Origin of the sequence: Peteryoungia desertarenae, from assembly GCF_005860795.2 — a bacterium.
Taxonomy (GTDB): domain Bacteria; phylum Pseudomonadota; class Alphaproteobacteria; order Rhizobiales; family Rhizobiaceae; genus Allorhizobium; species Allorhizobium desertarenae.
This window is the reverse complement of the sequence record NZ_CP058350.1, coordinates 2184158-2210672: the sequence shown is the minus strand read 5'-3', so window position 1 is coordinate 2210672 and position 26515 is coordinate 2184158. Positions and strand designations below refer to the sequence as shown.

The 26515-nt window shown below is 60.1% G+C and carries 25 protein-coding genes; 18 read left to right on the top strand and 7 right to left on the bottom strand.

Annotated elements, in window-relative coordinates; translation table 11 throughout:
* Position 1: 1 nt before the first annotated feature.
* From pip to rarD, 3 genes are all read left to right on the top strand, one after another.
* Positions 2–961, top strand: a complete 960-nt coding sequence (gene pip / locus FE840_RS10730; RefSeq protein WP_138288070.1) for a prolyl aminopeptidase — start codon at positions 2–4, stop codon at positions 959–961.
* 151 nt (positions 962–1112) lie between these two features.
* Positions 1113–2729, top strand: coding sequence for a citramalate synthase (cimA, locus tag FE840_RS10725; protein WP_138288072.1), 1617 nt, complete (start codon positions 1113–1115; stop codon positions 2727–2729).
* A 118-nt stretch (positions 2730–2847) separates the two neighbouring features.
* Positions 2848–3744, top strand: a complete 897-nt coding sequence (rarD, locus tag FE840_RS10720; protein ID WP_138288073.1) for an EamA family transporter RarD — start codon at positions 2848–2850, stop codon at positions 3742–3744.
* A gap of 21 nt (positions 3745–3765) precedes the next feature.
* Here rarD and FE840_RS10715 read toward each other — a convergent pair whose 3' ends face one another.
* The gene (locus FE840_RS10715; protein ID WP_138288074.1) at positions 3766–4386 is read right to left on the bottom strand and encodes an LOG family protein; all 621 of its coding nucleotides are present in this window, start codon (positions 4384–4386) and stop codon (positions 3766–3768) included.
* Positions 4387–4541: 155 nt separating this feature from the next.
* Here FE840_RS10715 and FE840_RS10710 point away from each other — a divergent pair, with 155 nt between their 5' ends.
* Both FE840_RS10710 and FE840_RS10705 read left to right on the top strand, forming a co-directional pair.
* Complete coding sequence (locus tag FE840_RS10710; RefSeq protein WP_246318753.1) at positions 4542–6641, top strand: LysM peptidoglycan-binding domain-containing protein; 2100 nt, start codon at positions 4542–4544, stop codon at positions 6639–6641.
* 236 nt (positions 6642–6877) lie between these two features.
* Positions 6878–8767, top strand: coding sequence for an ABCB family ABC transporter ATP-binding protein/permease (locus FE840_RS10705; RefSeq protein WP_138288076.1), 1890 nt, complete (start codon positions 6878–6880; stop codon positions 8765–8767).
* Positions 8768–8784: 17 nt separating this feature from the next.
* Here FE840_RS10705 and FE840_RS10700 read toward each other — a convergent pair whose 3' ends face one another.
* Positions 8785–10074: a sensor domain-containing diguanylate cyclase gene (locus tag FE840_RS10700; RefSeq protein WP_171033737.1), complete on the bottom strand. Its 1290-nt coding sequence runs from the start codon at positions 10072–10074 to the stop codon at positions 8785–8787.
* A gap of 242 nt (positions 10075–10316) precedes the next feature.
* Here FE840_RS10700 and FE840_RS10695 point away from each other — a divergent pair, with 242 nt between their 5' ends.
* From FE840_RS10695 to FE840_RS21055, 3 genes are all read left to right on the top strand, one after another.
* Entirely contained in the window at positions 10317–11015 is a 699-nt protein-coding gene (locus FE840_RS10695) for a phosphatidylserine decarboxylase (RefSeq protein ID WP_138288078.1), read from the top strand.
* 12 nt (positions 11016–11027) lie between these two features.
* Positions 11028–11882, top strand: a complete 855-nt coding sequence (locus FE840_RS10690; RefSeq protein ID WP_138288080.1) for a CDP-alcohol phosphatidyltransferase family protein — start codon at positions 11028–11030, stop codon at positions 11880–11882.
* A gap of 147 nt (positions 11883–12029) precedes the next feature.
* Positions 12030–12164 (top strand): hypothetical protein, encoded by a 135-nt coding sequence (locus FE840_RS21055; protein WP_281366485.1) that lies wholly within the window; start codon positions 12030–12032, stop codon positions 12162–12164.
* Positions 12165–12282: 118 nt separating this feature from the next.
* Here the strand turns inward: FE840_RS21055 and FE840_RS10685 are convergent, their stop codons facing one another.
* Complete coding sequence (locus tag FE840_RS10685; protein WP_138288081.1) at positions 12283–13047, bottom strand: SOS response-associated peptidase; 765 nt, start codon at positions 13045–13047, stop codon at positions 12283–12285.
* A 129-nt stretch (positions 13048–13176) separates the two neighbouring features.
* Here FE840_RS10685 and FE840_RS10680 point away from each other — a divergent pair, with 129 nt between their 5' ends.
* From FE840_RS10680 to FE840_RS10640, 9 genes are all read left to right on the top strand, one after another.
* On the top strand, positions 13177–13599 hold the full coding sequence (locus FE840_RS10680; protein WP_138288083.1) for an NUDIX hydrolase: 423 nt from the start codon (positions 13177–13179) through the stop codon (positions 13597–13599).
* A gap of 42 nt (positions 13600–13641) precedes the next feature.
* Complete coding sequence (locus FE840_RS10675) at positions 13642–14052, top strand: TIGR02301 family protein (protein WP_138288386.1); 411 nt, start codon at positions 13642–13644, stop codon at positions 14050–14052.
* 97 nt (positions 14053–14149) lie between these two features.
* Complete coding sequence (locus FE840_RS10670; protein WP_138288085.1) at positions 14150–14407, top strand: hypothetical protein; 258 nt, start codon at positions 14150–14152, stop codon at positions 14405–14407.
* A 71-nt stretch (positions 14408–14478) separates the two neighbouring features.
* Positions 14479–15183: a hypothetical protein gene (locus FE840_RS10665; RefSeq protein ID WP_246318751.1), complete on the top strand. Its 705-nt coding sequence runs from the start codon at positions 14479–14481 to the stop codon at positions 15181–15183.
* A 106-nt stretch (positions 15184–15289) separates the two neighbouring features.
* Positions 15290–16129, top strand: a complete 840-nt coding sequence (gene ygfZ, locus FE840_RS10660) for a CAF17-like 4Fe-4S cluster assembly/insertion protein YgfZ (RefSeq protein WP_138288086.1) — start codon at positions 15290–15292, stop codon at positions 16127–16129.
* A gap of 46 nt (positions 16130–16175) precedes the next feature.
* A complete protein-coding gene (locus FE840_RS10655; protein ID WP_138288388.1) occupies positions 16176–16763 on the top strand; it encodes a YfbR-like 5'-deoxynucleotidase in 588 nt (195 codons plus the stop codon).
* Positions 16760–17311, top strand: a complete 552-nt coding sequence (locus FE840_RS10650) for a tyrosine phosphatase family protein (protein WP_138288088.1) — start codon at positions 16760–16762, stop codon at positions 17309–17311. The genes FE840_RS10655 and FE840_RS10650 overlap by 4 nt, the downstream gene beginning before the upstream one ends.
* A complete protein-coding gene (locus FE840_RS10645; protein WP_138288089.1) occupies positions 17308–18279 on the top strand; it encodes an NUDIX hydrolase in 972 nt (323 codons plus the stop codon). The genes FE840_RS10650 and FE840_RS10645 overlap by 4 nt, the downstream gene beginning before the upstream one ends.
* A 73-nt stretch (positions 18280–18352) precedes the next feature.
* A complete protein-coding gene (locus FE840_RS10640) occupies positions 18353–19240 on the top strand; it encodes a mechanosensitive ion channel family protein (protein WP_138288091.1) in 888 nt (295 codons plus the stop codon).
* Between the two features lie 15 nt (positions 19241–19255).
* Here FE840_RS10640 and FE840_RS10635 read toward each other — a convergent pair whose 3' ends face one another.
* The 4 genes from FE840_RS10635 to nadA form a co-directional block, all read right to left on the bottom strand.
* Positions 19256–19669, bottom strand: a complete 414-nt coding sequence (locus FE840_RS10635; RefSeq protein ID WP_138288093.1) for a hypothetical protein — start codon at positions 19667–19669, stop codon at positions 19256–19258.
* Positions 19670–19895: 226 nt separating this feature from the next.
* Positions 19896–20801, bottom strand: coding sequence for a carboxylating nicotinate-nucleotide diphosphorylase (gene nadC / locus FE840_RS10630; protein ID WP_138288095.1), 906 nt, complete (start codon positions 20799–20801; stop codon positions 19896–19898).
* A 10-nt stretch (positions 20802–20811) separates the two neighbouring features.
* Complete coding sequence (locus FE840_RS10625) at positions 20812–22404, bottom strand: L-aspartate oxidase (protein ID WP_138288097.1); 1593 nt, start codon at positions 22402–22404, stop codon at positions 20812–20814.
* Between the two features lie 26 nt (positions 22405–22430).
* The gene (gene nadA, locus FE840_RS10620; protein ID WP_138288099.1) at positions 22431–23507 is read right to left on the bottom strand and encodes a quinolinate synthase NadA; all 1077 of its coding nucleotides are present in this window, start codon (positions 23505–23507) and stop codon (positions 22431–22433) included.
* A gap of 219 nt (positions 23508–23726) precedes the next feature.
* On the opposite strand from nadA, the gene FE840_RS10615 reads away from it, so the two are divergent.
* A complete protein-coding gene (locus tag FE840_RS10615) occupies positions 23727–26486 on the top strand; it encodes a DUF2339 domain-containing protein (RefSeq protein ID WP_138288101.1) in 2760 nt (919 codons plus the stop codon).
* Positions 26487–26515: the final 29 nt, after the last annotated feature.

The window sequence follows — 26515 nt, the reverse complement described above, 5'->3', positions numbered from 1 at the left end:
CATGACGACGGAATTGCGCGGCTTCTATCCCGAAATCGAACCCTTCGAGACCGGCATGCTCGATGTCGGCGACGGGCATCAGATCTATTGGGAGCGTTTCGGCACCAAGGGTGCCAAGCCCGCCGTCTTCCTGCATGGCGGCCCGGGCGGCGCAACCAGCCCGTCGCATCGCCGCCTCTTCGATCCCGCGCTTTACGACGTGATCCTGTTCGACCAGCGCGGCTGCGGCAAATCCACGCCGCATGCCTCGATCGAGGCCAACACAACGTGGCACCTGGTCGCCGACATAGAGCGGTTGCGTCAGATGATTGGCGCAGAAAAATGGCTCGTCTTCGGCGGCTCCTGGGGCTCGACGCTGGCGCTCGCCTATGCCGAAACCCATCCGGAGCATGTCTCCGAACTCGTGCTGCGCGGCATCTACACGCTGACCAGGGCCGAGCTTGACTGGTACTACCAGTTTGGCGTCTCCGAGATGTTCCCCGACAAGTGGGAGCGTTTTTGCGCACCGATCCCGGAGAATGAGCGGCACGAGATGATGGCGGCCTATCGCCGCCGGCTGACCGGCACCGACCGCGAGGAACAGCTACGCTGCGCGGTGGCCTGGAGCTCCTGGGAAGGCGAGACGATCACGCTTCTGCCGAACCCTGACTATTCCGACCACTTCTATGACCCGGAATTCGCCTTGGCCTTCGCCCGCATCGAAAACCACTTCTTCGTCCATGCCGGCTGGCTGGAGGAAGGGCAGCTCTTGCGCGATGCCTACAAACTGAAGGATATCCCAGGCGTGATCATCCACGGCCGCTATGACATGCCCTGCCCCGCCAAGTATGCCTGGGCTTTGCACAAGGCCTGGCCGAAGGCGGATTTCCACCTGATCGAGGGCGCAGGGCACGCCTATCTCGAGCCTGGTATCCTCGACCAGCTGATCCGGGCGACGGATCGGTTTGCGGGGAAGAATTGAATATGAGAATTGCCCCTCACCCTACCCTCTCCCCGCAGGCGGGGAGAGGGAGTGAAGGCGGCGCCGTTTCGGCCTTCTCCCCGCGCGCGGGGAGAAGGTGGCGGCAGCCGGATGAGGGGCAGACATCACCGAGTTGCCTGAGGACAACAGCATGACACGCGAAAAGATCACCCTGTTCGATACGACGCTCCGTGACGGCCAGCAGACGCCGGGGATCGATTTCTCCGTCGAGGACAAGATCGCGATCGCGGCGATGCTGGATGATTTCGGCTTCGACTATGTCGAGGGCGGTTATCCCGGGGCGAACCCGACGGACACGACATTCTTTTCCAGGAAGCGCACGAAACAGGCAGGCTTCGTCGCCTTCGGCATGACCAAGCGTGCCGGCGTCTCCGCCTCCAACGATCCGGGGCTGACCCAATTGCTGCAGGCCAAGGCGGACGCCATCTGCCTCGTGGCCAAGAGCTGGGACTATCATGTGACGGTGGCGCTCGGCTGCACCAATGAGGAAAACCTCGAAAGCATCCGCGATAGCGTCAAGGCCGTCGTCCAATCGGGCAAGACGGCGATGGTCGATTGCGAGCATTTCTTCGATGGCTACAAGGCCAATCCAAACTATGCGATTGCCTGCGCGAAGGAGGCTTACGAGGCCGGCGCCCGCTGGGTCGTGCTCTGCGACACCAATGGCGGCACGCAGCCGCCTGAGATCCGCGAGGTCGTTTCCGCCGTTATCGCCTCCGGCATTCCCGGTTCCTCGCTCGGCATCCATGCGCATAACGACACCGGCCAGGCGGTCGCCAATTCGCTCGCCGCCGTCGAGGCCGGCGTGCGGCAGATCCAGGGCACGCTGAACGGGATTGGCGAACGCTGCGGCAATGCCGATCTCGTCACGATCATCCCGACGCTCTGTCTGAAAGAAACCTATGCGTCGCGCTTCGAGACGTCGATCGACCGGGAAAAGCTCGTCGGTCTCACCCGTCTGTCGCGCGCCTTCGACGAGCTTCTGAACCGTTCGCCGAACCACCAATCGCCTTACGTCGGTGGCTCGGCCTTTGCCACCAAGGCCGGCATCCATGCCTCGGCGCTTCTGAAAGACCCGAAGACCTACGAGCATGTCGAACCGGAAACAGTCGGCAATTTCCGCAAGGTGATGGTGTCCGATCAGGGCGGCAAGGCCAACTTCCTCAACGAGTTGAAGCGCCGCGGCATCCGGGTCGCCAAGGACGATCCGAAGCTCGACACGCTGATCTCCGTCGTCAAGGAACGCGAGGCCTCGGGCTATGCCTATGAGGGCGCGGATGCGAGCTTCGAGCTCTTGGCGCTGAAGACGCTCGGCACGGTGCCGGAGTTCTTTGCCGTCGAAAGTTTTCGCGTGATGGTCGAGCGGCGTTTCGACAGTCATGGCCGACTGAAGACGGTATCTGAAGCCGTGGTGAAGGTGCTGGTTGACGGCGAGACCGTGATGTCGGTCGCGGAAGGTGACGGCCCGGTCAACGCGCTCGACATCGCGCTGCGCAAGGATCTCGGCAAGTATCAGGCCGAAATCCTCGATCTGGAACTCGCCGACTACAAGGTGCGGATCCTCAATGGCGGCACCGAGGCGATCACGCGCGTCTTGATCGAATCCACCGATGCGACGGGCGCCCGCTGGTGGACGGTCGGCGTCTCCGAAAACATCATCGACGCATCCTTCCAGGCGCTGATGGACAGTATCGTCTACAAGCTGATGAAGAACCGGGAATTGGCCGGACAGATCGCAGCCGAATAGGTTCGGCCGGCAGCCATTGATCGCGCTCAGTGAAGCATGCTTCACCGAAATGAATTTGCGCCTGCAACCTTGCGGGCGTAAGCCCGTTTCCAAGCAGAACAAAAGATTAGGAAACACCATGGCCGATGTCCCCGCTCCCGCCGAAAACCGGGACACTCTCAACGGCTTCCTGTTTGCGCTTTCCGCCTATCTGCTCTGGGGCTTCCTGCCCTTCTACATGAAGGCGATTGCGCATATCTCGCCAGCCGAGGTCATTGCGCACCGCATTCTCTGGTCTGTGCCGATTGCCGGACTGCTGCTGATCATCCTGAAGCGCACCGATGATTTGAAGAAAGCCATCCGCAACCCGCGCATGCTCGGCATGGCCGCAGTTACGGCCATCCTGATCAGTATCAATTGGGGGATCTATGTCTGGGCCATCGGTGCCGGTCGGGCGCTCGATACCGCGCTCGGCTATTTCATCAATCCGCTGTTTTCGATCTTCCTTGGTGCCGTCCTTCTGAAAGAGAAGCTAAAACCAGCCCAGCTGGCCGCGCTCGGCCTGGTGATCATTGCCGTTTTGATCCTGACGGTGAGTGGCGGCGGCCTGCCAATCGTGGCGCTCGGCCTCACCTTCTCCTGGGGCTTTTATGCCTTTTTCCGCAAAACCCTGCCGATCGGCCCTAACCAGGGTTTCCTGCTTGAGGTGCTGCTCCTGTCGCCAATCGCTCTCGGTTACCTGGTCTATCTCAATTTTCAGGGCCAGGGGCATTTCCTGACGGGCAATGGCACCGATACCGCGCTGCTGATCGGTTGCGGCGTCGTCACTGCCGTACCTCTGATCCTTTACGCCAATGGTGCCAAGCTGCTTCGGCTTTCGACCATCGGCATCATGCAGTACATTCCGCCATCGATGATCTTCATCATTGCCGTCTTCGTGTTCAACGAACCCTTTGACACGGCGCGGGCGATTGCCTTTCCGCTCATTTGGGTGGCTCTGGTGATCTACACCCTGCCTATGCTCCGCCGGCGCTGAACAGCCGAGCACCTCAGAGGATCAAAGCCGGGCGATGACGTCCTGCTCGCCCTCAGGGCTGTCGATGTCAGCCCAGCGCTGCATGATCTGCGGGATTATGTCCGCCACGTTGTCAATCACCAGAGGTTTGACCTTGTGTGCCGTGTGAATGAAGCCTGCATCGGCCATATGATCGATCAGTTCGAGCATGGGCTGCCAGAACTGATTCACGTTGGCAAAAACCATCGGCTTTTCATGGCGCCCAAGCTGCGCCCAGGTCATGATCTCGACGATCTCTTCCAGCGTCCCGATGCCACCCGGCAGGGTAACAAAGGCATCGGCGCGCTCGAACATGGTATGTTTGCGCTGGTGCATGTCCTCGGTGATGATCAACTCGCTCAACTGACCGAGGGAATGGCGGGTTGCTTCCATATCGACAAGGAATTGCGGTATGATGCCCGTCACCTGCCCGCCGGCGGAAAGCACGCCGGAAGCGACGGCACCCATAATACCTTTCGTGCCGCCGCCATAGACAAGACGCAGGCCGTTTTCGGCAATCGCGCGGCCCAGTTCGCGACCGGCATTCATGAAGACGGGGTCACGTCCCGGCTGGGAGCCGCAATAGACGCAAACGGATCGAATCGGAGATTTCGGTGTGCTCATGCTGGCAAACAACTACGCAGGTGCAGCAAGGTCAACAAAATTGGCAGATAACCGCGCCGTTCATCGATCGATTGTGATGGGAGCGCTTGTCCCTGAGGCCTTAAAACGCTAGCAATCTCAAGGGATATTGCGGGTTGAGCGTCTGGAGACGACAGATGATGAAGAACCGGGCCATCTGGCTTGTGCTGATAGTGTTTGCGATTGCGACCATGCTGATGGTGTTTTTCGTAATGCCACGGCTTTCGCAGGATGCGGCGGCTCCGCTGACTGCGGCTGGTGATGCTGCGACAAATGCAGCGGCGGAGGTTGCAGGTGTGGCAGACAAGGTCGGGCGCAATCTGGCGGAGGGTGCCGCCGAAAAGATGGACCGTCTGAGAGCGGAAGCCGACGCTGCCCTCACGAGCATGGAAGGCCTGTTTGCGGAGGGACGCATGCCGGGCGTCGAGGCCTATAGCGCAGCGAAGGCCTTGGCTCAGGGCGCCATGGCTGCTGCTGCCCAGATAGAAATACCCCAGGGTCTGGACGAGGCGATGACTGCGTCCCTTGCGAAGCTTCGCGAGGATGCAGCACGCACTCTGACCTTGATCGAGGCTCTGCCTGCCGACCCGGCAAAAGCCGTTGCCATGATTGCCAATCTAAGACAGGCCTTCATGGGCAATGAGGTTGTCGCACAGGCTCCTGCTCCGGCTGCTGATACCCGCATCACACCACGTTTCGACATTCTGCGCGTCGAGCCAGATGGCTCGACGGTGATTGCCGGCAATGCGGCTCCCGGATCGAAAGTCGAAATCATCAATGGCGACACTGTCATTGCATCGCTCACCGTCGACGGAAGCGGCGATTTTGCAGCCATTCTCGACAATCCGCTTCCCGCCGGCGACTATCAGTTGCAGATTCGTGCGACAGGTGAAGACGGAAACACGGTGACCTCCGAAGAGGTGGCAACCGTGTCCGTCCCCGAAGGCGGACAAGGCGAACTTCTGGCCATTGTCTCCAAACCGGGTGAAGCAAGCCGGTTGATCACATTGCCGACCGCACCTGCGCCAGAAGTCGCCGCACCGGCTGACACCACGGTCGCCGTGGCGGCAGAGCCGGCCGGCAGCGCGCAGGGCGACACTGCCGCACCTTCCGCCGTATTGACGCCGGACCTTCCGGCAGATGCTCAAGCCCTGGCGAACAGTGCTCCGGTCATCGGCGGCCAGATGGCAGCGGCAAGTCCGGCTGCTCCTCCGGCTGCGGAGGCTGAGGCCCCGGCGGCCACCGTGCCGACTGCTACACCGGATATCCAGGTCTCGGCCGTGGAAATCGAGGGCGACCGGATCTTCGTGGCGGGCAAAGGTCCGGCAGGCGCATCGGTTCGCGGTTATGCCAATGACATTGTGATCGGCGACGATACGGTGGACGCGTCGGGCAATTATGTGGTCAGCGGCACAATCGATCTGCCTGTTGGAAATCATATCATCAATGTCGAATTGCTGGATGCCACGGGCAAGGTGCTGGTTCGTGCCTCCGTGCCGTTTGATCGTCCGGAAGGCGAACAAGTCGCTGTCGTCGCCCAGACAGCGCCTGTTGCCGATGGTCTTCAGGCGAGTGTCGAGGAAGCCGAGTTTGACCGGCTTCGTTTTGCGCTGTCCAAGGCGGTGGCCATCCTCCAGAATCTTTACGCGGGCGGTGAACCACCGGCCATGGATGCTGTTGCCGCTGCACGCTCTTCCGTGGAGCTCGGGCTTGCGCCGATTGCCGGTTTCCGTGTGCCAGAAGGAGCGCCGGACAGGCTGGTCCTTCGCGCCGCGACGGGTGCCGCAAAGGCGAATGACGCAATGGCGCTTCTACAGACCGTGCGCGCCGGTGATGTCGATGGGCTTGGCCGGATCCTTCCGCAGCTGGCGGACATTCTCAGCGAGTTGATGCAGCCGGCAAACCCGCCAGCTCCACTTGCGGCCAGTGATGACGCGGCTTCACCGCCAGCCAGCGCGCCAACGGCTGCAACGGCAGAGCCGCGGACCATCGAACAGGCTCCGCTTGCCCAGAGCGACAACAGCGTCATCATCCGGCGCGGCGATACGCTGTGGCAGATTTCGCGGCGGGTCTATGGTCAGGGTGTTCGTTACACGACCATCTACCTCGCCAACGCCAATCAGATCGCCAATCCGGACAGGATCGAACCCGGGCAGATCTTCGTTGTTCCACGCGACGCCCTGCCGAATGCCGAGGAAATTCACCGCAGGCGTCTGACGGGTGAGCCGGTCAACTAAAGCACCGGCTCACGTGCGGGCATTGCATTCGCGGTGCCGTGGACCTATTTCTGAAGGGGCGGCGACCTGTTCGGGTTGTCGCCCTTTCATTTCCGTCACACCATGAAGGTAACCGATGCGGGGGCGTCGGATATGCTTCTGGTCATCATCTTTTTATGCGGGATGCCGTCTTTCGCGTCGGGCTTCGCAAGACCTGACCGGCATCAACCCGATCTGCATTCACGGGGGCTCTACCGATGACAACCGAAAAGACGAGAACGGTAGCGGCTGACACCAGCAATCCTCTCGGGACGCTCGCCAATCTGTGGCCCTATATGTGGCCGTCAGATCGTTTCGATCTGAAGATGCGAGTGGTCTGGGCCAGTATCTTCCTCCTGATTTCCAAATTCGTCCTGATCCTGGTGCCCTATTTCTTCAAGTGGGCAACCGACGCGCTGAATGGCAAACTCGATGTGCCAGGGCTTCTTCCCAGCTTCATGCTGGGCGCAGTCGTGCTGGTGATTTTCTACAATGTCACGCGGATCGCACAGGTTGGTCTCAACCAATTGCGTGATGCGCTCTTCGCCAGTGTCGGCCAGCATGCGGTTCGGCAGCTTGCCTACAAGACCTTCGTTCACATGCATCGCCTGTCGCTTCGTTTCCATCTGGAGCGCAAGACCGGCGGACTGTCACGCATCATCGAACGCGGGACCAAGGGCATTGAAACGATTGTCCGCTTCACCATCCTCAATTCCGTCCCGACACTGATCGAGTTCGTGCTCACGGCTGCGATCTTCTGGTGGACCTATGGCTTTTCTTACCTGGCCGTGACGGCGTTCACTGTCTGGGCCTATATCTGGTTCACGATCCGCGCCTCCGACTGGCGCATCACCATTCGCCGCTCGATGAATGAAAGCGATACGGACGCCAATACCAAGGCGATCGACTCGCTCCTGAACTTCGAAACCGTCAAGTATTTCGGCAATGAAGAGATGGAGGCCAAGCGCTTCGATGCCTCCATGGCGCGCTATGAAAAGTCAGCGACACAGGTCTGGACCTCGCTTGGCTGGCTGAACTTCGGTCAAGGCGTGATTTTCGGCGTTGGCACGGCCATCGTCATGGTAATGTCGGCGCTGGCCGTTCAGCGAGGCGATCAGACGATAGGGGATTTCGTCTTCGTCAATGCCATGCTCATGCAGCTCTCGATCCCGCTGAACTTCATCGGTTTCGTCTACCGCGAAATCCGCCAGGGCCTGACGGATATCGAAGACATGTTCAATCTTCTCGAAGTCGAGGCGGAGGTGCTTGACCGGCCCGACGCCAAGCCGCTTGCCATCGCGCAGGGCGCCATCGAATTCAAGGATGTGCACTTCCATTATGATCCGGATCGGCCAATCCTGAAGGGCATTTCGTTTACAGTGCCAGCCGGCAAGACCGTGGCAGTCGTCGGGCCTTCGGGGGCCGGCAAATCGACGATCTCGCGGCTGCTTTATCGTTTCTATGATGTCCAGCAGGGCTCGATCACCATCGACGGCCAGGATGTCCGTGATGTGACGCAAAAATCGCTGAGGGCCGCAATCGGCATGGTCCCGCAGGATACGGTTCTGTTCAATGACACGATTGCCTACAACATCCGCTATGGCCGACCGGATGCAAGCAATGCGGATATCGAACAGGCAACGGATGTCGCCCAGATCCGCAGCTTTATCGAAGCGCTGCCTGCCGGATTCAATACCATGGTCGGCGAGCGCGGGTTGAAACTGTCGGGTGGCGAAAAGCAGCGCGTCGCCATTGCTCGAACCGTACTCAAGGCTCCGCCGATCCTGATCCTTGATGAAGCCACCTCGGCGCTCGACACGACAACGGAACAGGAAATTCAGGCGGCCCTCGATGTCGTCTCGAAGAACCGCACCACCCTTGTGATCGCCCACCGGCTGTCCACTGTCGTCAATGCGGATGAGATCATCGTGCTCAAGGGCGGCGAGATTGCCGAGCGGGGCAGCCATGCGGCCTTGCTGGACCAGAACGGCCTCTATGCGTCGATGTGGAATCGCCAGTGGGAGGCAATCCAGGCGGAAGAACACCTGCGGCAGGTCCGCGAAAGCGACGAACTGGGCGTCATCGTTCGCCGTCCGCCGGCATCGTGAACCGGGGCAAAGCCATTTCAGGTGGCGGAACAGACCCTGTTTCGCCCACCATCCTTGGCCAGATAAAGTGCGGCATCGGCGCGCCTCAAGGCCTGGTCGATCGTATGGCTGGCCGGATCGAACGCGGAATATCCGGCGCTGATCGTCCCGGCCGATCCGCTTGACGTCGACATACGGCAATAACGGGCGATCTGCGTTCGCATCCGCTCAAGAATTGCGGCGGCATCAATTGCGGCCTGCCCCCGAAAGAAGAGGAAGAACTCTTCACCGCCCGCACGGGCAACCTCAATGAGGTCATTGGCCTCCTTCTCCAGGATGGCCACGATTTCACAGAGGATGCGGTCGCCCTCCGAATGCCCGTATTCGTCATTGATCGATTTGAAGTGATCGATGTCGACAATGGCGACGGCCAGCGGTTCAGCGGTGACGATGGCCTCCACCACAACCTCCTGCACCAGCGCAAAGAACTTGCGACGATTGTAGGCATTGGTGAGAGGATCGCGCTCCGCAGCCCTGACGAGACGACTTTCCAGCTGCTTTCGATCGGTGATGTCGATGAGAACACTCGCAATGCCAAGGGCCTCGCCTGCATCATCTTCGACACGCACCTTGTGCAGCAGGAGATGTTTTGGCGCATCATCTACGACACATAACTCCGTCTCAAAGCACTGCCCCATCCCGTCATCGAGAAGAAGGGCGTCGAGCTCGGCATATCGCCGTGCGACGTCCGGAGGCAGAAGCTCACAGACTTTCCGTCCGATGATTTCATCAAGAGACAGGTTCATCAACGTCTGGAAGGCTTTGTTACAATAAGCATATCGCCCGGCCTGATCCTTGAGGCTGATCGGCGCGGGCAAATGATCAAGACCGCGTTTGAGGAATTCCATATCTCCAGACGGGCTTTGGCGCTCCTCAATCACATTTCGCAAGCGCTTCATGCTGCGACCAGCACGCGCAAGGCAGAGCAGAAGATCGTCCGGCTGTTCGTCGCACCAGTAATCATCCGCACCGAATGCAAACAGCCGGTTCACGGTGGTGGCCGGGAGCGGCGCCTTGGAGACGATAACCAGATAGACGCCGTCACCCACCTGACCCCGCATCGTCGTCAAGATCAATTCCGTGGTTTGCGGCGACAGCGGCAGGAAGCAGATGGTGGAGGGCCTCACCTCCTTCAAGTGACGGATCACCAAGGGGCAAAGTGGCTCAAGGGCTTGCGGAACAGCTGTGTTGTCGAGCGCGAGCCAGCTGAGTAACGATGCTGTCTCGGGCTCTGATCTGACATGTCCCTGGGCGCGTGCGGTATGCAATACTCTGTTCCGTCGAAACCCGGTGCGGCGAGATGCACCAACGCCGGATCCTGCCCGGCACGCCAATTTTAGCGGGTAATTATTTACAGAAGGTAGACACGAAATAGCCATCAACTGTTAACCAAATCGTCGCGATTGGTGACTGCCACGTCTCAAAAGCCCGGCTCACGCCTCTTGCCATTGCCCGCCACGCGCTTTCAGGTTAGTCACGGGCACACTTGAATGACGTGATGAGGACTCCCATGGATTTGCTTGAAACCATCCGCAAGACGATCGTGCCCGTGCACAAGGAAGGCTATCCCTTCGTCGCTGCGTTCTTCATCGCCTCCCTGATCCTGGGCTGGATCTGGGACCCGCTTTTCTGGATGGGCCTGGTGCTCACCCTGTGGTGCGCCTATTTCTTCCGTGATCCCGAGCGCGTCACCCCGCAGGACGACGACCTCGTGATCAGTCCGGCTGACGGTCGTGTCTCCTCCGTACAGATGATCGTGCCACCGGAAGAGCTCAACCTTGGCACCGAACCGATGCTTCGCGTCACGGTCTTCATGAACGTGTTCAACTGCCATGTGAACCGCGCGCCTGTTCGGGGACGTGTGGTCAACATCGCCTACAAGGAAGGCAGCTTCCTCAATGCCGAGCTTGACAAGGCCAGCACGGACAATGAGCGCAACGGGCTTGTCATCGAGACACGCCATGGCAATGTCGGCGTCGTGCAGATCGCGGGCCTCGTCGCGCGCCGGATCATCTGCTGGACACATCCGAACGAGCCGCTTGATGCCGGTGAACGTTTCGGTCTTATCCGCTTCGGCTCCCGTCTGGATGTGTTTTTGCCAGCCGGTGCCGAGCCGCGTGTCTCGGTCGGGCAGACAGCCATTGCCGGCGAAACCGTGATTGCCGAATTCGGATCCCTCAAGGGTCCGGTCGTCAGCCGCCGCAGCTAAGGAACGAAGCCCATGTCGGACCCGCAGACACCGATGGAAAACACCAGCCCGTCGCATGATGGTGCCCGTGGACCCCGTCTGCGGGAGATTCCGCTGCGCCTGATCATCCCCAACCTCATCACCGTGCTGGCGATCTGCGCGGGCCTCACCGGCATCCGTCTTGCTTTCGAGAACCGATACGAGCTGGCCGTTGGCATGGTGCTCCTGGCAGCGTTTCTCGACGGGATTGATGGACGGGTGGCCCGGATGATGAAGGCGACATCCAAATTCGGCGCACAAATGGATTCGCTTGCCGACATCATCAATTTCGGTGTTGCCCCGGCACTCGTTCTTTATGTCTTTGTGCTGGACCAGGCGGGCTCCTTCGGCTGGGCTGCGGCGCTGATCTATGCGATTGCAGCCGGGCTGCGGCTGGCACGCTTCAATGTCATTTCCGAACGTGCGACACGGGCGCCCTGGCAGTCGGAGTTCTTCGTTGGAGTACCCGCACCGGCGGGGGCACTTCTGGTGCTGCTGCCCGTCTATCTCGGCTTTCTTGGCGTCGCGCCGCTCGGCATCTTCGCCATCGGATCGACCGTCTACACCATCATCATCGCCTGCCTGCTCGTCAGCCGCCTGCCCGTCTGGTCCGGCAAATCGGAAACCAGCCATGTGCGGCGCGATCTCGTGCTGCCGCTGATTCTCGGTGTCGTTCTCTATGTCGCGCTGCTGATGAGCTTCACCTGGGAAGTTCTGGTCCTGACAGTCCTTGCCTATCTTGTCTCCCTGCCCTTCGGCGCACGCTCCTGGCACCGCCGTTACGGGACGCTGACGATCGGCGAAGAGGCTGCAGAACGTGGCATGAGCGAGATCGACCGGGGCGTCTGACAGATACTGAAGCATTACCCTGCTCGCGGACTGTATCAGCTTTCTTGAATCTTGATTTGAACTGAGAGCTCCGCCACGTTTTTGTCATGATCTCCGCAGAGAGAGCTCAAAAACAAATCAGGTCAGGAAACTCCAAGGAACATGACGATGACGAGCAACCAACAGGCTGAACAGAAGCCGGCGCAGCCTAATCTCGACAACCATTACCGCCCGATCGGCCTCAAGGCCGTGATCGCAGCGGCGCTCATGCTGAAGCGCAAGCCGGCTGCAAAGATCGCCTGAGCCAGGACATGCGCCTGAAGAGCTGGGACGCGATCACGGTATCGTCGGGGACAGCCAGGCGCGAACTATGGAAGTGATTTCTAAAGGCTAAGCTACGGTCCAGCCTTTCAGCGATCGCTCAAAACAAACTCATCTGCCCGCTGTCCGGCTTCTTCGGGGCGGGCTTTTTCAATTCTTCGCGCGGGGCAACCGGCGTCTGGAGCTCCGGCCCGACATTGGCGACCTTATTCACCAGATCCGATACAGCGATCGCTTCGAACACATCCTCGTCAGCCGGTCGCATCAGGTCCTGCACGTCGCGGGGTTCCAGATTGCGGCAGTCCAGCCAGCGGGCGAAGTCTTCCGGTTGGATGACGACCGGCATCCGGTCATGGATCGGCGCCATGGTCTGATTCGCGGCCACGGTTAAGACGGCGCCGGTATCGATTTCCGAACCGTCGGCGGACATATAGGTCTCCATCAGCCCGGCGAAGGCGACGATGCCGCCATGTTTGGGCCTGATCCAATAGGCTTGTGGCTTGTCACCGCTTTCCTTGGCAGGTCGATGCCATTCGTAGAAGCCCGATGCAGGGATGAGGATGCGCCGGTGGCGCATGGCTGCGCGGAAAGAGGCCTTTTCGGTTGCCGTTTCCGACCGTGCATTGATCAGCAAGGCGAAGTCTTTCGGGTCCTTGACCCAGGACGGAATAAGGCCCCACCGCACAAGCTGGGCCTTGCGGTCGGGCCGGTTGCTACCGGGCTCATGGCTCGCAGCAGCGATGGCCACAAGAATAGGCTGGGTCGGCGCGATATTGTAGCGTGCGGGAAAGTCCTCAAGCTCCAGGAGGCCAAGGATCTCACGCACTTCTTCCGGGCTTGCTGTCAGGGCAAAACGTCCGCACATGCGAGAGACTTGGCACCGGCCACGCAAAGGGTCAAGGGTGCGAAATCCTTGCAGTGCGACATAATTCTGGCAATAGTCTCGCCATGCTTGGTGCTTCGTCGAAATCCAGGCCCGGAGTCTTGCTTCTACATGTCAGAGCCGCATCTAGCCTCTTCCGCCATAGTCGAGCGAGCCGGACGCTTCCTGCTTGTCAGGCGGACCAAGCCTCCCGCAACCGATCTCTTCGCGTTTCCGGGAGGGCGAGCCGAACCGGGGGAAACGCCTGCGGAAACCGCCCTGCGCGAACTTCAGGAAGAAACGGGCCTGGTGGGGCGCAATCCGCAGCTCTTTGAGGAATTCGAGCTCTTGCCGGAGAAAGGGATCATCGGCAGCCACTTCAAGCTCAGTGTCTTTCGTGTAGAGGTCGATGCGGATCAGCAGGCGGAAGCAAGAAGCGATGCAGCTGATGCAGGATGGTATTCACCGGCAGAAATAGAGCAGTTGCCGACGCCGGACAGCGTCCGCACCTGTGTGTTGCGTCTGGCTGAAGAGCTTGCGCGGATGAAGGTTTGAGAGATGAGAAGCAATCGAGGTCCGCGCAAGTCGCCAATTGCCATGGGAGCTGCGCTCGTCGTTTGCCTTGCTGTCGTGTGGCCTGTTTATGGCCAGACCCCGGCGCCCTCAGTTTCGACCGAAGCTCCGGGCGTTTCTACGGAAAAATCGACGCCCTATGACAGTCGTCTGGCGCGCCTTTCGGAGATCCTGGGGGCGGTTCAGTATCTGCGCAACCTTTGCAGCAAGGAGGCAGAACCGGGATGGCGCGAGGCCATGCAGGCGCTGATCGATGCCGAGGCCGCAAACGAGCCCAGCCGCAAGGCGCGGCTGGTTTCAGCCTATAACAGAGGGTATCGCTCTTTCGCGTCGGTCTATACACGATGCACGGCGGCTGCTGTCCGTGCAGAGTCACGTTACCGTAACGAAGGCGCAACACTTGCTACAGAAATTACCGCACGTTATGGAAATTAACGAATAATTCACCTCTTTTGGTCGCTGCCCGTGTCGTTTTGGCAAAAGACTGATAGGGTTGTTAAGACCTGAGTAAGAAGTGCTTCGAGGATAGTCCATGGAACCGCGCCGCAACGAAATCGACGACATGATCGTGCATGAAAAAATGCAGGCTGCGCTTGAATATCAGAACGAAGCCTGGGCCGATGGCGTTGCCGATGGTATTGAGCCTGAGATCATCGCGGATGCTGCCTTTGCTCTGGCCATGCGCGAGACGATCCGTATTCACGGCGAGCACGGGGCGGAACAAGTCCTGGAAGCATTGAAGGATCGTCTGCTTGCCGGTGAGTTTTCTCCAGACCGGACGATGCAATAAGGACTGACCGAGGTTCGGCAATGCAAGACCGATCATCCCTGGGGTTGGCCTGCATTCAAGGAATGCTGGCTATGGCCTTGGTTATCGTAGCCACTCCGCTGCATATAGCGCCGGCTTTTGCTCTTTCAGATATCCAGATCCTTCAGGCTTCTCCGACAGCCGCCGAGGATGACGACAACACAGGTATTCCTGCGGAAAACCCGGATGCTCTTGCTCAGCCGGGCCCGTTCGAGGTCATCCCCTCACCCGACCCGCTGATTAACAGGGATGACGCTGATGTGCCGGGAAGTAACGGTTCCCTGGCTGAGTTGCCTGAGGTCATTTATGATCTCGAGACGTTGCCCGAACCTGTCCGGCGCATGCGGCAACTGATACTTGATGCCGCGGCGACGGGAGACTTCTCGAAGCTGCGACCCCTGCTGAACGCGGGTCCGAACGAGACGCGCATCCAGCCTTCGGATGCCGACACCGATCCCGTCGATGCATTGCGGGCTCTTTCCGGCGACGATCAGGGCGTCGAGGTGCTCGCGATCCTGATGGATATTCTGTCGACAGGCTTCGTCCATACGGGTGTAGGTACACCGGACGAGGCCTATGTCTGGCCCTATTTCGCCGAAAAGCCTCTTACCCTCTTGTCACCGAAGGAGACTGTGGAACTCCTGCGGATTGTCACCGCCGGCGACGTGGCGGGAATGCAGGAATATGGCACCTACAACTTTTTCCGCACCGGGATTGCGCCGGACGGCCAGTGGAAGTTCATTGTTGCCGGAGACTGAACCTGGCGGTTTCCACCGTCACCTGTGCAGCGGCAGAAGGGATCACTTGCCGGGAGAGGTTGAAACGGGATAACTCTTGGCAGGTCAAACCGATAGTGGACCTGTCATGCCCTCAGCCTTTCTTTCCGACCGTGCCGTGATCGAAATCCGCGGCCAAGACGCAGAGCATTTCCTGCAGAACCTGATCACCACCGATGTTGGGGCTCTTGCCGATGGCGAGGCCCGGCCGGGTGCGCTTTTGACCCCCCAAGGGAAAATCCTGTTCGAGTTCCTGATATCGCGGTCTGTCGACGGCTTTCATCTGGAGACGCACGAAGATCAACGCGACGGACTGATCCGCAGGCTGACCATGTACAAGTTGCGTGCCGCCGTCGAAATCAAGGCATCAGCCACCTCAGGTACCACCGTCTTCTGGGGTGAAACGGAGTTGCCGCAGGGACTTCGCGACCATCGATTTGCCGTTGCGGGCGTCGATCTGGTGCGCATTCCCGGGCAAGTTGGCGTAGCCGGTCCGCTGGCTGCCTATGATGCCCTTCGTGTTCTCGTCGGCGTGCCGGATTCAGGTTCTGATTTCGCGCTCGAAGATGTGTTTCCCCATGATGTGCTCTACGACAAGGCGGACGGCGTTTCTTTCCGCAAGGGCTGCTATGTCGGACAGGAGGTCGTCTCGCGCATGCAGCACCGGGGTACGGCCCGGAGACGGCTGGTGCTTTTGAGCGGGGATCAGCCGCTTCCGGTTCCGGGCAGCAATCTGACGGTTGACGGCAAACCCGTTGGGACATTGGGGACCGTGGTCGGGCAGCGCGGACTTGCGATTGCGCGGATCGACAAGATCGGCGAGGCACTGGCCGAGGGCAAGGATGTTCTTGCCGGAGGTATTCCGGTTTCCGCCACCCTGCCGCGCTGGTCGGGCCTCAACTTTCCCACCCGATCGGACGAGGCCTGATACCGTGGCCGAGGCTCCTGCAAACGGTGCACGCGCATGGCAGCGCATGCTGTCCGGGCGCAGACTTGACCTGCTTGACCCCTCACCCCTTGATGTCGAGATCAGCGATATCGCCCACGGTCTTGCGCGCGTTGCCCGCTGGAACGGCCAGACGTCCGGTGACCATGCCTTTTCGGTGGCTCAGCACAGTCTTGTCGTCGAGACAATCTTTCGCCATTGCAACCCGAAAGCCGGCCCCGACGAATGGCTGATGGCGCTTTTGCATGATGCGCCGGAATATGTCATCGGGGACATGATTTCCCCCTTCAAGGCCGTTGTTGGCGGTGGTTACAAGCAGGTCGAGGCACGACTGGAGGCAGCGGTGCATCTGCGATACGGATTGCCCGCACACCCGAGTGCTGCCCTGAAGGATCAGATCAAGAAGGCTGACAAGATATCGGCCTATTTCGAAGCGACCGTCCTTGCCGGTTTCACGGAGGCGGAGGCGCGCAAGTTCTTCGGTCAGCCGCGCGGTATAACGCGCGAGATGATCCCGATCGAGCCGGTTCCTGCCTATCAGGCACAAAACCTCTTTCTGCAGCGCTTCGAAGCGATCGAAGCCGAACGGGCATCGACCATATGGGGAGATTCATGACCCATATCGTCGTTGCACCACTTGCCCGCATTGCGGAACTGGCCGTTCGCCACAAGGCGCGCGAGATGATCAGCCTGCTGGCGGTCAATCAGGACTTTCATCGACCGGCGGTGATTGCTGCAGAACGCCACCTCAAGCTCGGCGTCAATGACATCACCTTTGCAGGAACCGGTGACCTGATTGCCCCGCAGGAGATGCATGTGCGGGCCATCGTCGATTTTGCGCGCGCCTGGGATCGTTCGGCACCGCTGATCGTGCATTGCTGGATGGGTGTCTCCCGATCCCCGGCTGCGGCGATGATTGCAAGCCTTGCCCTTTTTCCCGAGGATGACGATGAGGCTCTTGCGCAACGGCTGCGCCTAGCCTCGCCTTATGCGACGCCGAATATGCGGCTTGTCGAAATCGCCGATGAATTCCTCGAACGCAAAGGCCGCTTTACCGCCGCCGTCAAGGCGATCGGGCGTGGTAAGGACGCCAATGGCGATGCGCCTTTCGTCTTGCCTCTCCCTCCCGTCTCCGTTGACGCACAGCCGGAGCTTAGCGCATGACGGCCAGCCCTGAGATCGAGATCGGTCTCAATGCGGCTATCGTCGCCATGGCCGGACACACACCAAGGCTGTTGGTGGTTCAGGAAAACGGAAACCGTCTCGAAGGTCTGCCCTTTGGCCCCTTCGACCCGACGCGACACCGCACCATGGAAATGTCGCTCCGGGATACGGTTGAGGCGCAGACGGCGCTCGATCTTGGCTACATCGAGCAGCTTTACACCTTCGGCGACCGGGGGCGGCACAAGCAGCCAGGTGATCGTGGGCCGCATGTGGTCTCTGTCGGCTATCTGGCGCTCACCCGCATGGAAGACGAACAGACACAGCGATTGGAAGCCTCGGGGGCGAAATGGCGGGACTGGTACGGCTTCCTTCCCTGGGAAGACTTTCGCGACGGTCGCCCTGCCCTTCTCGACCGCGTGATTCTGCCAGCGCTTGCCAGTTGGGCAGAGGGCAATGATTCTAGCGATGGCGATCAGCGTCAGGTTTCGCGCAAGTCACGGCTGAAGCTCGCATTCGGACTGGAAGACTTCCCGTTTGACGACGAACGGGTGCTCGACCGCTACGAACTGCTTTATGAGGCCGGCCTTGTCGAGGAGGCGGTTCTTGACGGTCGTCTGGCCCGGCGCCAGACCGATAGCTCCCTCGGCATTGCCATGCGTCATGACCACCGGCGGATTGCCGCCACTGCGCTGGCGAGGCTACGCAGCAAGATCAAATATCGACCGGTCGTCTTCGAACTGATGCCTCCGCAATTCACGCTCACGGAATTGCAGATGACGGTGGAGGCAATTGCCGGTCGCCACCTGCACAAACAAAACTTTCGACGGCTGGTCGAAGGCGCGGAACTGGTCGAGCCGACAGGCGTTACCAAGGCTGCCACAGGAGGGCGTCCCGCCGCCCTTTTCCGTTTCCGCCGGCAAATTCTCGAAGAGCGACCGGCACCGGGCCTGAAGCTGGGCGGACGATAACAAAGGTTGACCTGCCCCTGTCAGGCACCATCTACAACTTCAGCAGCAACAGCGAAAAGGAACAGAACCCGGCATGGAAGAGCAGGCGAATGAAGTGATTGTCGCGACACAGGCGGCGCTGGCGCAGGCGAGTGCATTAGCGGTTGAATACGCGTTTTCAATCGTCGGTGCACTGCTGCTGCTCGTGGTGGGGTGGTGGCTATCCGCCCTTCTGAGCCGCTGGACGCACCGCGCGCTCTTGCGCATTCGCGGCTTTGACGAGACGCTGTCGCGTTTCTTTGCCAATGTCGTGCGTTACGCTTCCCTGCTGATGGTGTTTGTTACGGTGCTCGCCCAATTCGGCGTGCAGACCGCTTCGATCATTGCAGCCCTTGGTGCTGCCGGTCTCGCCATCGGTCTTGCGTTGCAGGGAACACTGCAGAACATCGCCGCCGGGATCATGCTGCTGGTGCTGAGACCTTTCAGGGTTGGCGAGTATATCGAAACCGGATCGATTACCGGGATCGTGCAGGAAATCGGTCTGTTTGCGACCGAGCTGAAAACACCGGACGGCCTTTATCGTCTGGCGCCGAATTCAACGCTCTGGAATGTGCCGATAACCAATTTCAGCCGTGAACCGACGCGCCGTTTCGAACTCAAGATCGGGATCGGTTACGACGACGACGTGGATCTTGCCGAGCGCATCATGCGCGAACATGCCGCCAACGATCCGCGTGTGCTGGATACGCCGGAAGTGTTCACCTTTGTGAGCGAGCTCGCGGACAGCGCCGTCGTCGTCAACATGTGGTATTGGACGAAGGCCGCAGATTTCTGGCCGACATCACGAGAAATGATCAAGAGCGTGAAGAAGGCCTTCGACGAGAACGGCATCTCCATTCCATTCCCGCAGGTGACATATCACGGGCAGGCCATGATCAGCGTAGCGGCCAATGAAGCAGCGGCACGGATATCAGCAGAGTGAGGAAAGAGAGCGTGCTCAACTTTCCTTTGGCAGGTCTCCGTCGATACCAGTCTCATCGCCCTGAGGCGCGTAGCGGGCGATGATCGCCTGCATTTCATCGAGAACATCGAGAATGCTGACGGTATCTTCGCTGCCGTCGGTTGCATCGGCAACGCTCAGAATTGATGCACCGGAGGCCACGGGACCCGCAGACAGTGAAACCTGATCGGCCTGCTGCAGCATCAAGGCCATGATGTTGCCCGTCACCTGGGACGAGACTCCTCGCGCCGCATTTTCGGTTACAACAGTTGGCGCGGTCGAGCGCTGAGTGACATCGGCGTTCGGCGTCGTCGGCGTTGTCGCCGGGGCGACGCCGGTCTTTGCATCCACACGGTTTGTCGGGCTCAGAAGATTGATCTGACCAATCATGGTCGTTGAGATAGTCGTCATACTAACCCCCTACGGAAATCCGGACCGTTCCGCACCTTCGCGCTTGCAACATGCATGAAGGAACATATAAGGGCGTATGAGATTCGCTGACTTTGGTCAAAAACCATTAATCACCCGCAATAAGTGGTGCTTAAGCCGACATAATGCCGACATGGCACCAGATATGGCGGTGTAGAGCACGGTCCGCGATTGAAGGGCGGCTCGTGCCGGCTCAAAGCGATGACGATCAATCAATCGTGATATCGAGACCGATATCGAGTGTCGGGGCGGCCATCGTGATCTTCGAAGTGGAGATGAAATCGATGCCGGTTTCGGCGATCGCGCGAATGGTTGTCAGGTTGACATTCCCGGAGGCCTCCAGGACGATCCGACCACTGACTTTTGCATAGTCATCAGCGGAAAGCCCGTGATGCTTGCGGTTGATAACAACAGCCTCACGCAGCATGTCCGGCGTCATGTTGTCGAGCAGAACGACATCGGGGCTCGCATCCAGAGCTTGGCGAAACTGGTCCAGCGTATCCACTTCGACTTCGACCTTGACCAGGTGACCGGCATAGGCACGGGCTGCGGCAATTGCCTTTGCGACGCCGCCGCAGACGGCAATATGATTGTCCTTGATCAGGATTGCGTCATCCAGGCCATAGCGATGACTGGAGCCTCCGCCGAGGCGCACGGCATATTTCTCGACGGCTCTCAGGCCCGGCAGCGTCTTGCGTGTGCAGGTGACCCGCGCGCCGGTATGGGCGATTTCACCGGCAAAGCGGGCCGTGTAGCTTGCCACGCCGGAAAGGTGCATGAGAAAGTTCAGCGCCACGCGCTCAGCCGACAGAACGGCACGCGCCGGGCCCTCGATCCGGGCCAGCGACTGACCGGGGCCTAGCCTGTCGCCATCGGCAACGAGTGTTTTGAAGCGGATGGATGGGTCGAGCAGGCGAAAGGCTGTCTCTGCCAGACCGAGACCGGCAATCACGCCTTCATCGCGGCTGTTCATCAGCGCTGTGGCCTGCAGATGCGGTGCGATCGTGGCAGCCGAGGTAACATCGCCGGCACGACCAAGGTCCTCATTGAGGGCCGCGCGCACAAGGTCTTCCATCAGGAGGGGCGGCAGTTGCGGACGAAAGGCTGTGGTCATTGTTCTTTCCTTATCCGGCAATTTCGGCTGCAATCCGGTCTGCGTCGGCGAGCGTCATATAGGTGCGTTTTACCAAGGCCGGATCTGTCTCGAGATGATCCGTCCGGTAGTGAGCGCCCCGGCTTTCGCAGCGCGTCAGCGCCGCCGTGGCGATCAGCTTTGCCGTTGCCGTCATGTTGGCAAAGCGGACACGGCTGTTGTTGCGCTCCAGCTCGACAATGCTGCGGATCAACGCCTTCAGACCATCCGCACTGCGGATGACCCCTGAATGGGTGGACATCAGATTGCGCAGACGCTTGAGCTGCGGACTGTCTTCGAGCGTGACAAGATCGTCGTTTTCACCTGCCGTCTTTGGCCATTCGTACAGGCGCGATTCCGGCAGCATGCCCTTGATGTGATCAGCGATCCGTCCGGCAAAGACAACGGCTTCCAGCAGCGAATTCGAAGCCAGTCGGTTTGCGCCATGAACACCGGTCGAAGTGACTTCGCCCGCCGCCCAGAGGCCGTCGACAGATGTGCGTCCGTCGGCATCCACCAGCACGCCGCCCATATGATAATGCACTGCCGGGACAACAGGGATCGGCTGGGTTGCCGGATCAATCCCAGCCGCGATGCAAGAGGCGTGAACCGTCGGGAAGCGGCCTGGGAAATGGGCGCCAACGGCCCTTGTGCAGTCCAGGAAGGCACCACGCCCCGATGTCACTTCCGCAAAGACGCCGCGGGCGACGATATCGCGGGGCGCCAGCTCGGCATCGGGATGCAGATCCGTCATGAAGCGATGCCCGGCCTTGTTGACGAGGATCGCGCCCTCGCCGCGCAGGGCTTCCGTTGCAAGCGGTGCGGGATCGCTGCCGATGTCGATGGCTGTCGGGTGAAACTGGACGAATTCCGGATCGGCAATAACGGCACCGGCCCGTGCCGCCATGCCGACGCCTGTGCCACGTGCTTCGGGCGGATTGGTCGTGACCTGATAGAGATGGCCGACGCCGCCGGAGCAGAGGATGACCGAGCGGGCTGGAAAGGCGACGCGGGCCTTGGACTGGCCGGCATCAGGCCTCGCAATGACGCCGGAGACGAAGCGGCCTTCGACCACCAGTTCCTCGACGACATAACCTTCCATGACGCGGATTGACGGCGTGTTCCTGACCGCCGTGATCAACGCCTCCATGATCGCACCGCCGGCCCGGTCGCCAGCGACGCGAACAATCCGCCGCTCGGAATGGGCCGCCTCACGCGAAAGCATGAGATGGCCCTCCAGATCGCGGTCGAATGGCACGCCATAGGCCAGCAGGTCGTGGATGCGGTCGGGACCCTCCGAAATCATCAGCCGGGCGATCTTCGCATCCACAATACCGGCACCGGCAGCCATGGTGTCGGCAAGATGCTTGTCGAAGCTGTCGCCCTTGCTCATGGCGGCGGCAACACCGCCTTGCGCCCAAGCGGAAGAAGCGCCCTGCCCGATGGGAGCCGCCGCAAGAACCGTGACGGGACGCGGCGCTAGCTTCAGCGCGCAAAAGAGCCCCGCCAGGCCGCCCCCGACGATCACGATGTCATCAATGCCCTGCCAGGATTGGGGCCGGATGGATTCAAGATTGGTCGCCATTCAGCCCTCCCCGGCCGGCCGGTATGTCAGTTTTTCAGATTGATCATCCGCTCGACGGCCAGCCTTGCCCGGTCGGCAATGGCGGGATCGACGGTGACTTCGTCCGTCATGAAGAGCAGACTGTCGAGGATCTTCGGCAGGGTGATACGCTTCATATGCGGACAGAGATTGCAGGGCTTGACGAAATCGACGTCGCGGACTTCGGCCTGGATGTTCGATGCCATCGAGCATTCGGTAACGAGAAGCACGCGGGATGGACGCTTGGTCTTGACGTAGTCGATCATGCCCTTGGTCGAGCCTGCATAGTCGGATACCGCCAGCACGCTCGGATGGCATTCGGGATGGGCGACGATCTCGATGCGCGGATCGGCCTTCTTGTATTCAAGAAGCTCTTCCGCCGTGAAGCGCTCATGCACTTCGCAGTGACCCTTCCAAGTCAGAATCTTCTTCGTCGTCTGGTTGGCGACGTTCATCGCCAGATATTCATCCGGGATGCAGAGCACCGTATCGCTGTCGAAGCTGTTAACCACATCAACCGCATTGGACGAGGTGCAGCAGATATCGGTCTCGGCCTTCACATCGGCAGAAGTGTTCACATAGGTCACGACCGGCACGCCGGGATAGCGCTCCTTCAGGAGCCTCACATCGGCACCGGTGATCGATTCAGACAGGGAGCATCCGGCGCGGCTGTCGGGGATCAGGACCGTCTTGTCAGGATTGAGAAGCTTGGACGTCTCGGCCATGAAATGCACACCGCACTGGATGATGATATCAGCATCAACGCTGACGGCATCGCGAGCGAGCTGCAGGGAATCGCCCTTGATGTCGGCGACGCAGTGGAAGATCTCCGGCGTCTGGTAGTTATGCGCCAGGATGACGGCGCCGCGTTCCTTCTTGATGCGGTTGATCGCATGGACATAGGGCGCAAAAATCGGCCATTCGATGGCCGGAATGAAATCCCGGACACGCTCGTAGAGATGCGCCGTTTCCTCAGCGATCTGCGGTGTGAAGGTGAGATCGGGACGCTCCCAGACGCCAAAGCGCTCAGCCGCCGTCATCATTGATCCCTGTGCCTGGGTCCGCAGTGCCAGATTGCTATCCATCGCGGCGTCCTTTCCATTTATGCTCAAACTGAGCATAATAAGAGCCTAAGAAAACCGGCAATCGCCGGTGCCATGGATGTAGAAACTTTGGCTGCAGAATGCAAGGTCGTTTATGACAGTTCCGTGATGCGCCGTGACAATGGCCTCTTTCGCTCCCTCCCAAACAGGCTAGTGTGCCGCCAGCATCTTCCCGGCGGACGAACGCTTATGGAGCCAATCATGGTTACCCTCATTCTTATCCTGACGGTCATCCTGATCTTTGTCGTTCGCGGCATGGGGAAGCGCGTCGACAAGCTGGAGCGCGAGGTTGCGACGCTGTCGGAAGAACTGGCGCGTCAACGGGTGACCGGTTCCCTTGCCGAAGCCAAGACGGCGCCGGCAGAGGAACAGGCTGCGATCGAGCTGCCGGCGGAATCGCGGGCCATTGTCCCAGACGAAAGTCCCACCAAGGCTGCTGCCGTGACGGGCGACGTGACTGAAACATCCCTTGACCAGACCCCGGAAATCAAAGGCGAACCCGCAGCTGCAACTGAGCCGGCGATGGCGGCACTATCGCCAGCCAGCGTTGCCAGCGAAAGCCTCGAAAGCAAGCTCGGAGCCCGTTGGGCCGTCTGGGCCGGTGGACTGGCGCTGGCGCTTGGCGGGCTCTTCCTTGTCCGCTATTCCATCGAAAGCGGGATGCTTGGCCCAGGCGTGCGCCTGTCGCTCGCAGCGCTCTTCGGTCTCGTTCTGATGGGCGCCGGCGAACTGATCCGGCGCAAGGCACTTCCGAAGGCGACCGCGCTCTACGACAATGCCATGGTGCCGGGCATCCTCACGGCAGCAGGAACCGTTTCGCTGTTTGGCGCAATCTTTGCCGCCCACGGCATTTACGAATTCATTGGCGCGACTCCCGCTTTCCTGCTCCTCGCCCTCATTGCCATCGGGACAATCGGGCTGTCGCTCCTGCATGGTCAGGCGCTGGCGGGGCTGGGCCTTGCCGGCTCCATGATCACGCCCATGCTGGTGTCAAGCACTGCACCAAGCCCCTGGACACTGTTCGGTTTCCTGACGCTGTCCCTGGTCGCGACTGCGCTGGCCTCGCGGATCAGAGGCTGGACCATTGTACCGGCCCTTGCTCAGGCCGGCCTCGGTCTTTGGGCGTTGGGTTACTTCGGTCTGGCCGATGTGGACGATGCAACGCCTGCGGCCTTGGCGCTCATAGCCATGATTGCCAGCTGGCTGATGATCTGGCCCGCAACGGTATCCGAAACCGCGACAGAGGGCGGAGATGGTGTCTCCTTGCGGGCGCTTGAAGGCCTGACAGTCAAAGGCAGTCCCGGCCTCGACATTACCATGGGACTTTCCGTCCTTCTACCAGCACTCACCCTTCTGACGCAGGGTGCGGATGGAACATCCTATTCGTTCTTTATCGTGGCTGCCCTTCTTGCGGCCGTGGCTGCGGCAGGCGCCGCTCGTCATGGCGCCTTCTGGCCAACATGTATCGCGGCCCTTGGCGCGATGCTGGCCGCTGTTGCGCATGCCGGTCTCTATCTCGATCTTGGTGTGGACAGCCTGCTTTCGTCGTCGGGTGTTCCGGCACCAATCCCGGCAACAGGGGAGATCGATCGCTTTGTTCTCATCGGCCTTGCAGCTGTTTTCATGGTTCTCGGCCTCGCCTTCATCCAGCGCAGAGGGGAAAAAGATCCGGCCTTTGCTGCGGTATGGAGTGCCGTGATTGCCGCCGTTCCGGTGTTTCTCGCCACGGTCAGCTTTGTAGTCCACGGCGTCTACGCGCTTGACTGGCTACATGCATTCACGGGGCTTGTCTTTGCGACCTTGCTGCTTGCCGGTGCGGAAACTTCATTCCGACGCCCGGGAACAGATGCGCTTGCGACAGGCCGCGACCTGATGGTTGCCGGCAGCTTCGCCAATCTGGCATTTGCGCTCCATTGCCTGACCGATGGCCTGGCCACAACGGTCGGGCTCGCGCTGATCGGCGCTGGCTATCTCGCCGCAAGGCGACTTCGGCCGTGGAGTGCGCTGCCCTGGATGATGGTCGCGGCTCTTCTTGGGGTCATGGGCCGAATTGCCTGGGACCCGACATTGGTTGGCGCTGACAATCTCGGCAAAACGCCTGTATTCAATGCACTGTTGGTGGGTTATGGCCTGCCCGCGCTGCTCGCCATAGGCGCCGCATTCGAGATGCGCCGCTGGCCGAGTGTCCGGGTGCTGCACGCTCTGCAGGGGCTTGCCAGTCTGCTCGCACTGCTTGCCGTCGCCATCCTTGTTCGCCACGCCATGAATGGCGGCGTTCTCGATTCATCCGAACCGACGCTCGGCGAGCAGTCGATCTATACACTTCTGGTCATGGGCCTGTCAGGCGTGCTGATGACACTCGACCTCAGATCGCCAAGCCCGGTGTTCCGCTATGGCTCGATGGTTGCTGGTGTATTGTCGATGGTCCAGATCCTGTTCCTCCATCTCCTCGTTCTCAACCCCTATTTGACCGGAGAGAGCACAGGCCCCTGGCCGCTCGTCAATCTGCTGCTCATTGCCTATCTGCTACCGGGATTGGCCTATGCAGCGCTTGCACTTTACGCCAGAGAGCGGCGACCAAAACTCTATGTCATGGCACTTGCACTTTCGGGAGCAATGCTGGGCTTTGCCTGGGTCACGCTCAGTGTCCGTCGCTTCTGGCAAGGCGAATTCATCTCAAGCTGGCAGGGCTTCCTTCAGGCGGAAACCTACAGCTATTCGGTGGCGTGGCTTGCTGTTGGCGTCGGCCTGCTCCTGCTTGGATCAAAACTCGATGCCCGCAGCCTGCGCATTGCCTCGGCAGCCCTTGTGCTGATCTCGGTCGCCAAGGCCTTCCTGATCGATATGAGCAATCTCGAAGGCGTCTTGAGAGCCCTTTCCTTCATCGGGCTCGGCGTGGTTCTGATCGGCATCGGGCTGTTTTACCAGAAGGTGCTCGGCAAACGCGCCGATCAGCCGTGATTGTGTCACAGGCGCTTCGACACTAGAAA

Coding starts and splice junctions, on each gene's coding strand:
- pip (WP_138288070.1), top strand. CDS start 2: ATGACGACGGAATTGCGCGGCTTCTATCCCGAAATCGAACCCTTCGAG.
- cimA (WP_138288072.1), top strand. CDS start 1,113: ATGACACGCGAAAAGATCACCCTGTTCGATACGACGCTCCGTGACGGC.
- rarD (WP_138288073.1), top strand. CDS start 2,848: ATGGCCGATGTCCCCGCTCCCGCCGAAAACCGGGACACTCTCAACGGC.
- FE840_RS10715 (WP_138288074.1), bottom strand. CDS start 4,386: ATGAGCACACCGAAATCTCCGATTCGATCCGTTTGCGTCTATTGCGGC.
- FE840_RS10710 (WP_246318753.1), top strand. CDS start 4,542: ATGATGAAGAACCGGGCCATCTGGCTTGTGCTGATAGTGTTTGCGATT.
- FE840_RS10705 (WP_138288076.1), top strand. CDS start 6,878: ATGACAACCGAAAAGACGAGAACGGTAGCGGCTGACACCAGCAATCCT.
- FE840_RS10695 (WP_138288078.1), top strand. CDS start 10,317: ATGGATTTGCTTGAAACCATCCGCAAGACGATCGTGCCCGTGCACAAG.
- FE840_RS10690 (WP_138288080.1), top strand. CDS start 11,028: ATGTCGGACCCGCAGACACCGATGGAAAACACCAGCCCGTCGCATGAT.
- FE840_RS21055 (WP_281366485.1), top strand. CDS start 12,030: ATGACGAGCAACCAACAGGCTGAACAGAAGCCGGCGCAGCCTAATCTC.
- FE840_RS10685 (WP_138288081.1), bottom strand. CDS start 13,047: ATGTGCGGACGTTTTGCCCTGACAGCAAGCCCGGAAGAAGTGCGTGAG.
- FE840_RS10680 (WP_138288083.1), top strand. CDS start 13,177: ATGTCAGAGCCGCATCTAGCCTCTTCCGCCATAGTCGAGCGAGCCGGA.
- FE840_RS10675 (WP_138288386.1), top strand. CDS start 13,642: ATGGGAGCTGCGCTCGTCGTTTGCCTTGCTGTCGTGTGGCCTGTTTAT.
- FE840_RS10670 (WP_138288085.1), top strand. CDS start 14,150: ATGGAACCGCGCCGCAACGAAATCGACGACATGATCGTGCATGAAAAA.
- FE840_RS10665 (WP_246318751.1), top strand. CDS start 14,479: ATGGCCTTGGTTATCGTAGCCACTCCGCTGCATATAGCGCCGGCTTTT.
- ygfZ (WP_138288086.1), top strand. CDS start 15,290: ATGCCCTCAGCCTTTCTTTCCGACCGTGCCGTGATCGAAATCCGCGGC.
- FE840_RS10655 (WP_138288388.1), top strand. CDS start 16,176: ATGCTGTCCGGGCGCAGACTTGACCTGCTTGACCCCTCACCCCTTGAT.
- FE840_RS10650 (WP_138288088.1), top strand. CDS start 16,760: ATGACCCATATCGTCGTTGCACCACTTGCCCGCATTGCGGAACTGGCC.
- FE840_RS10645 (WP_138288089.1), top strand. CDS start 17,308: ATGACGGCCAGCCCTGAGATCGAGATCGGTCTCAATGCGGCTATCGTC.
- FE840_RS10640 (WP_138288091.1), top strand. CDS start 18,353: ATGGAAGAGCAGGCGAATGAAGTGATTGTCGCGACACAGGCGGCGCTG.
- FE840_RS10635 (WP_138288093.1), bottom strand. CDS start 19,669: ATGACGACTATCTCAACGACCATGATTGGTCAGATCAATCTTCTGAGC.
- nadC (WP_138288095.1), bottom strand. CDS start 20,801: ATGACCACAGCCTTTCGTCCGCAACTGCCGCCCCTCCTGATGGAAGAC.
- FE840_RS10625 (WP_138288097.1), bottom strand. CDS start 22,404: ATGGCGACCAATCTTGAATCCATCCGGCCCCAATCCTGGCAGGGCATT.
- nadA (WP_138288099.1), bottom strand. CDS start 23,507: ATGGATAGCAATCTGGCACTGCGGACCCAGGCACAGGGATCAATGATG.
- FE840_RS10615 (WP_138288101.1), top strand. CDS start 23,727: ATGGTTACCCTCATTCTTATCCTGACGGTCATCCTGATCTTTGTCGTT.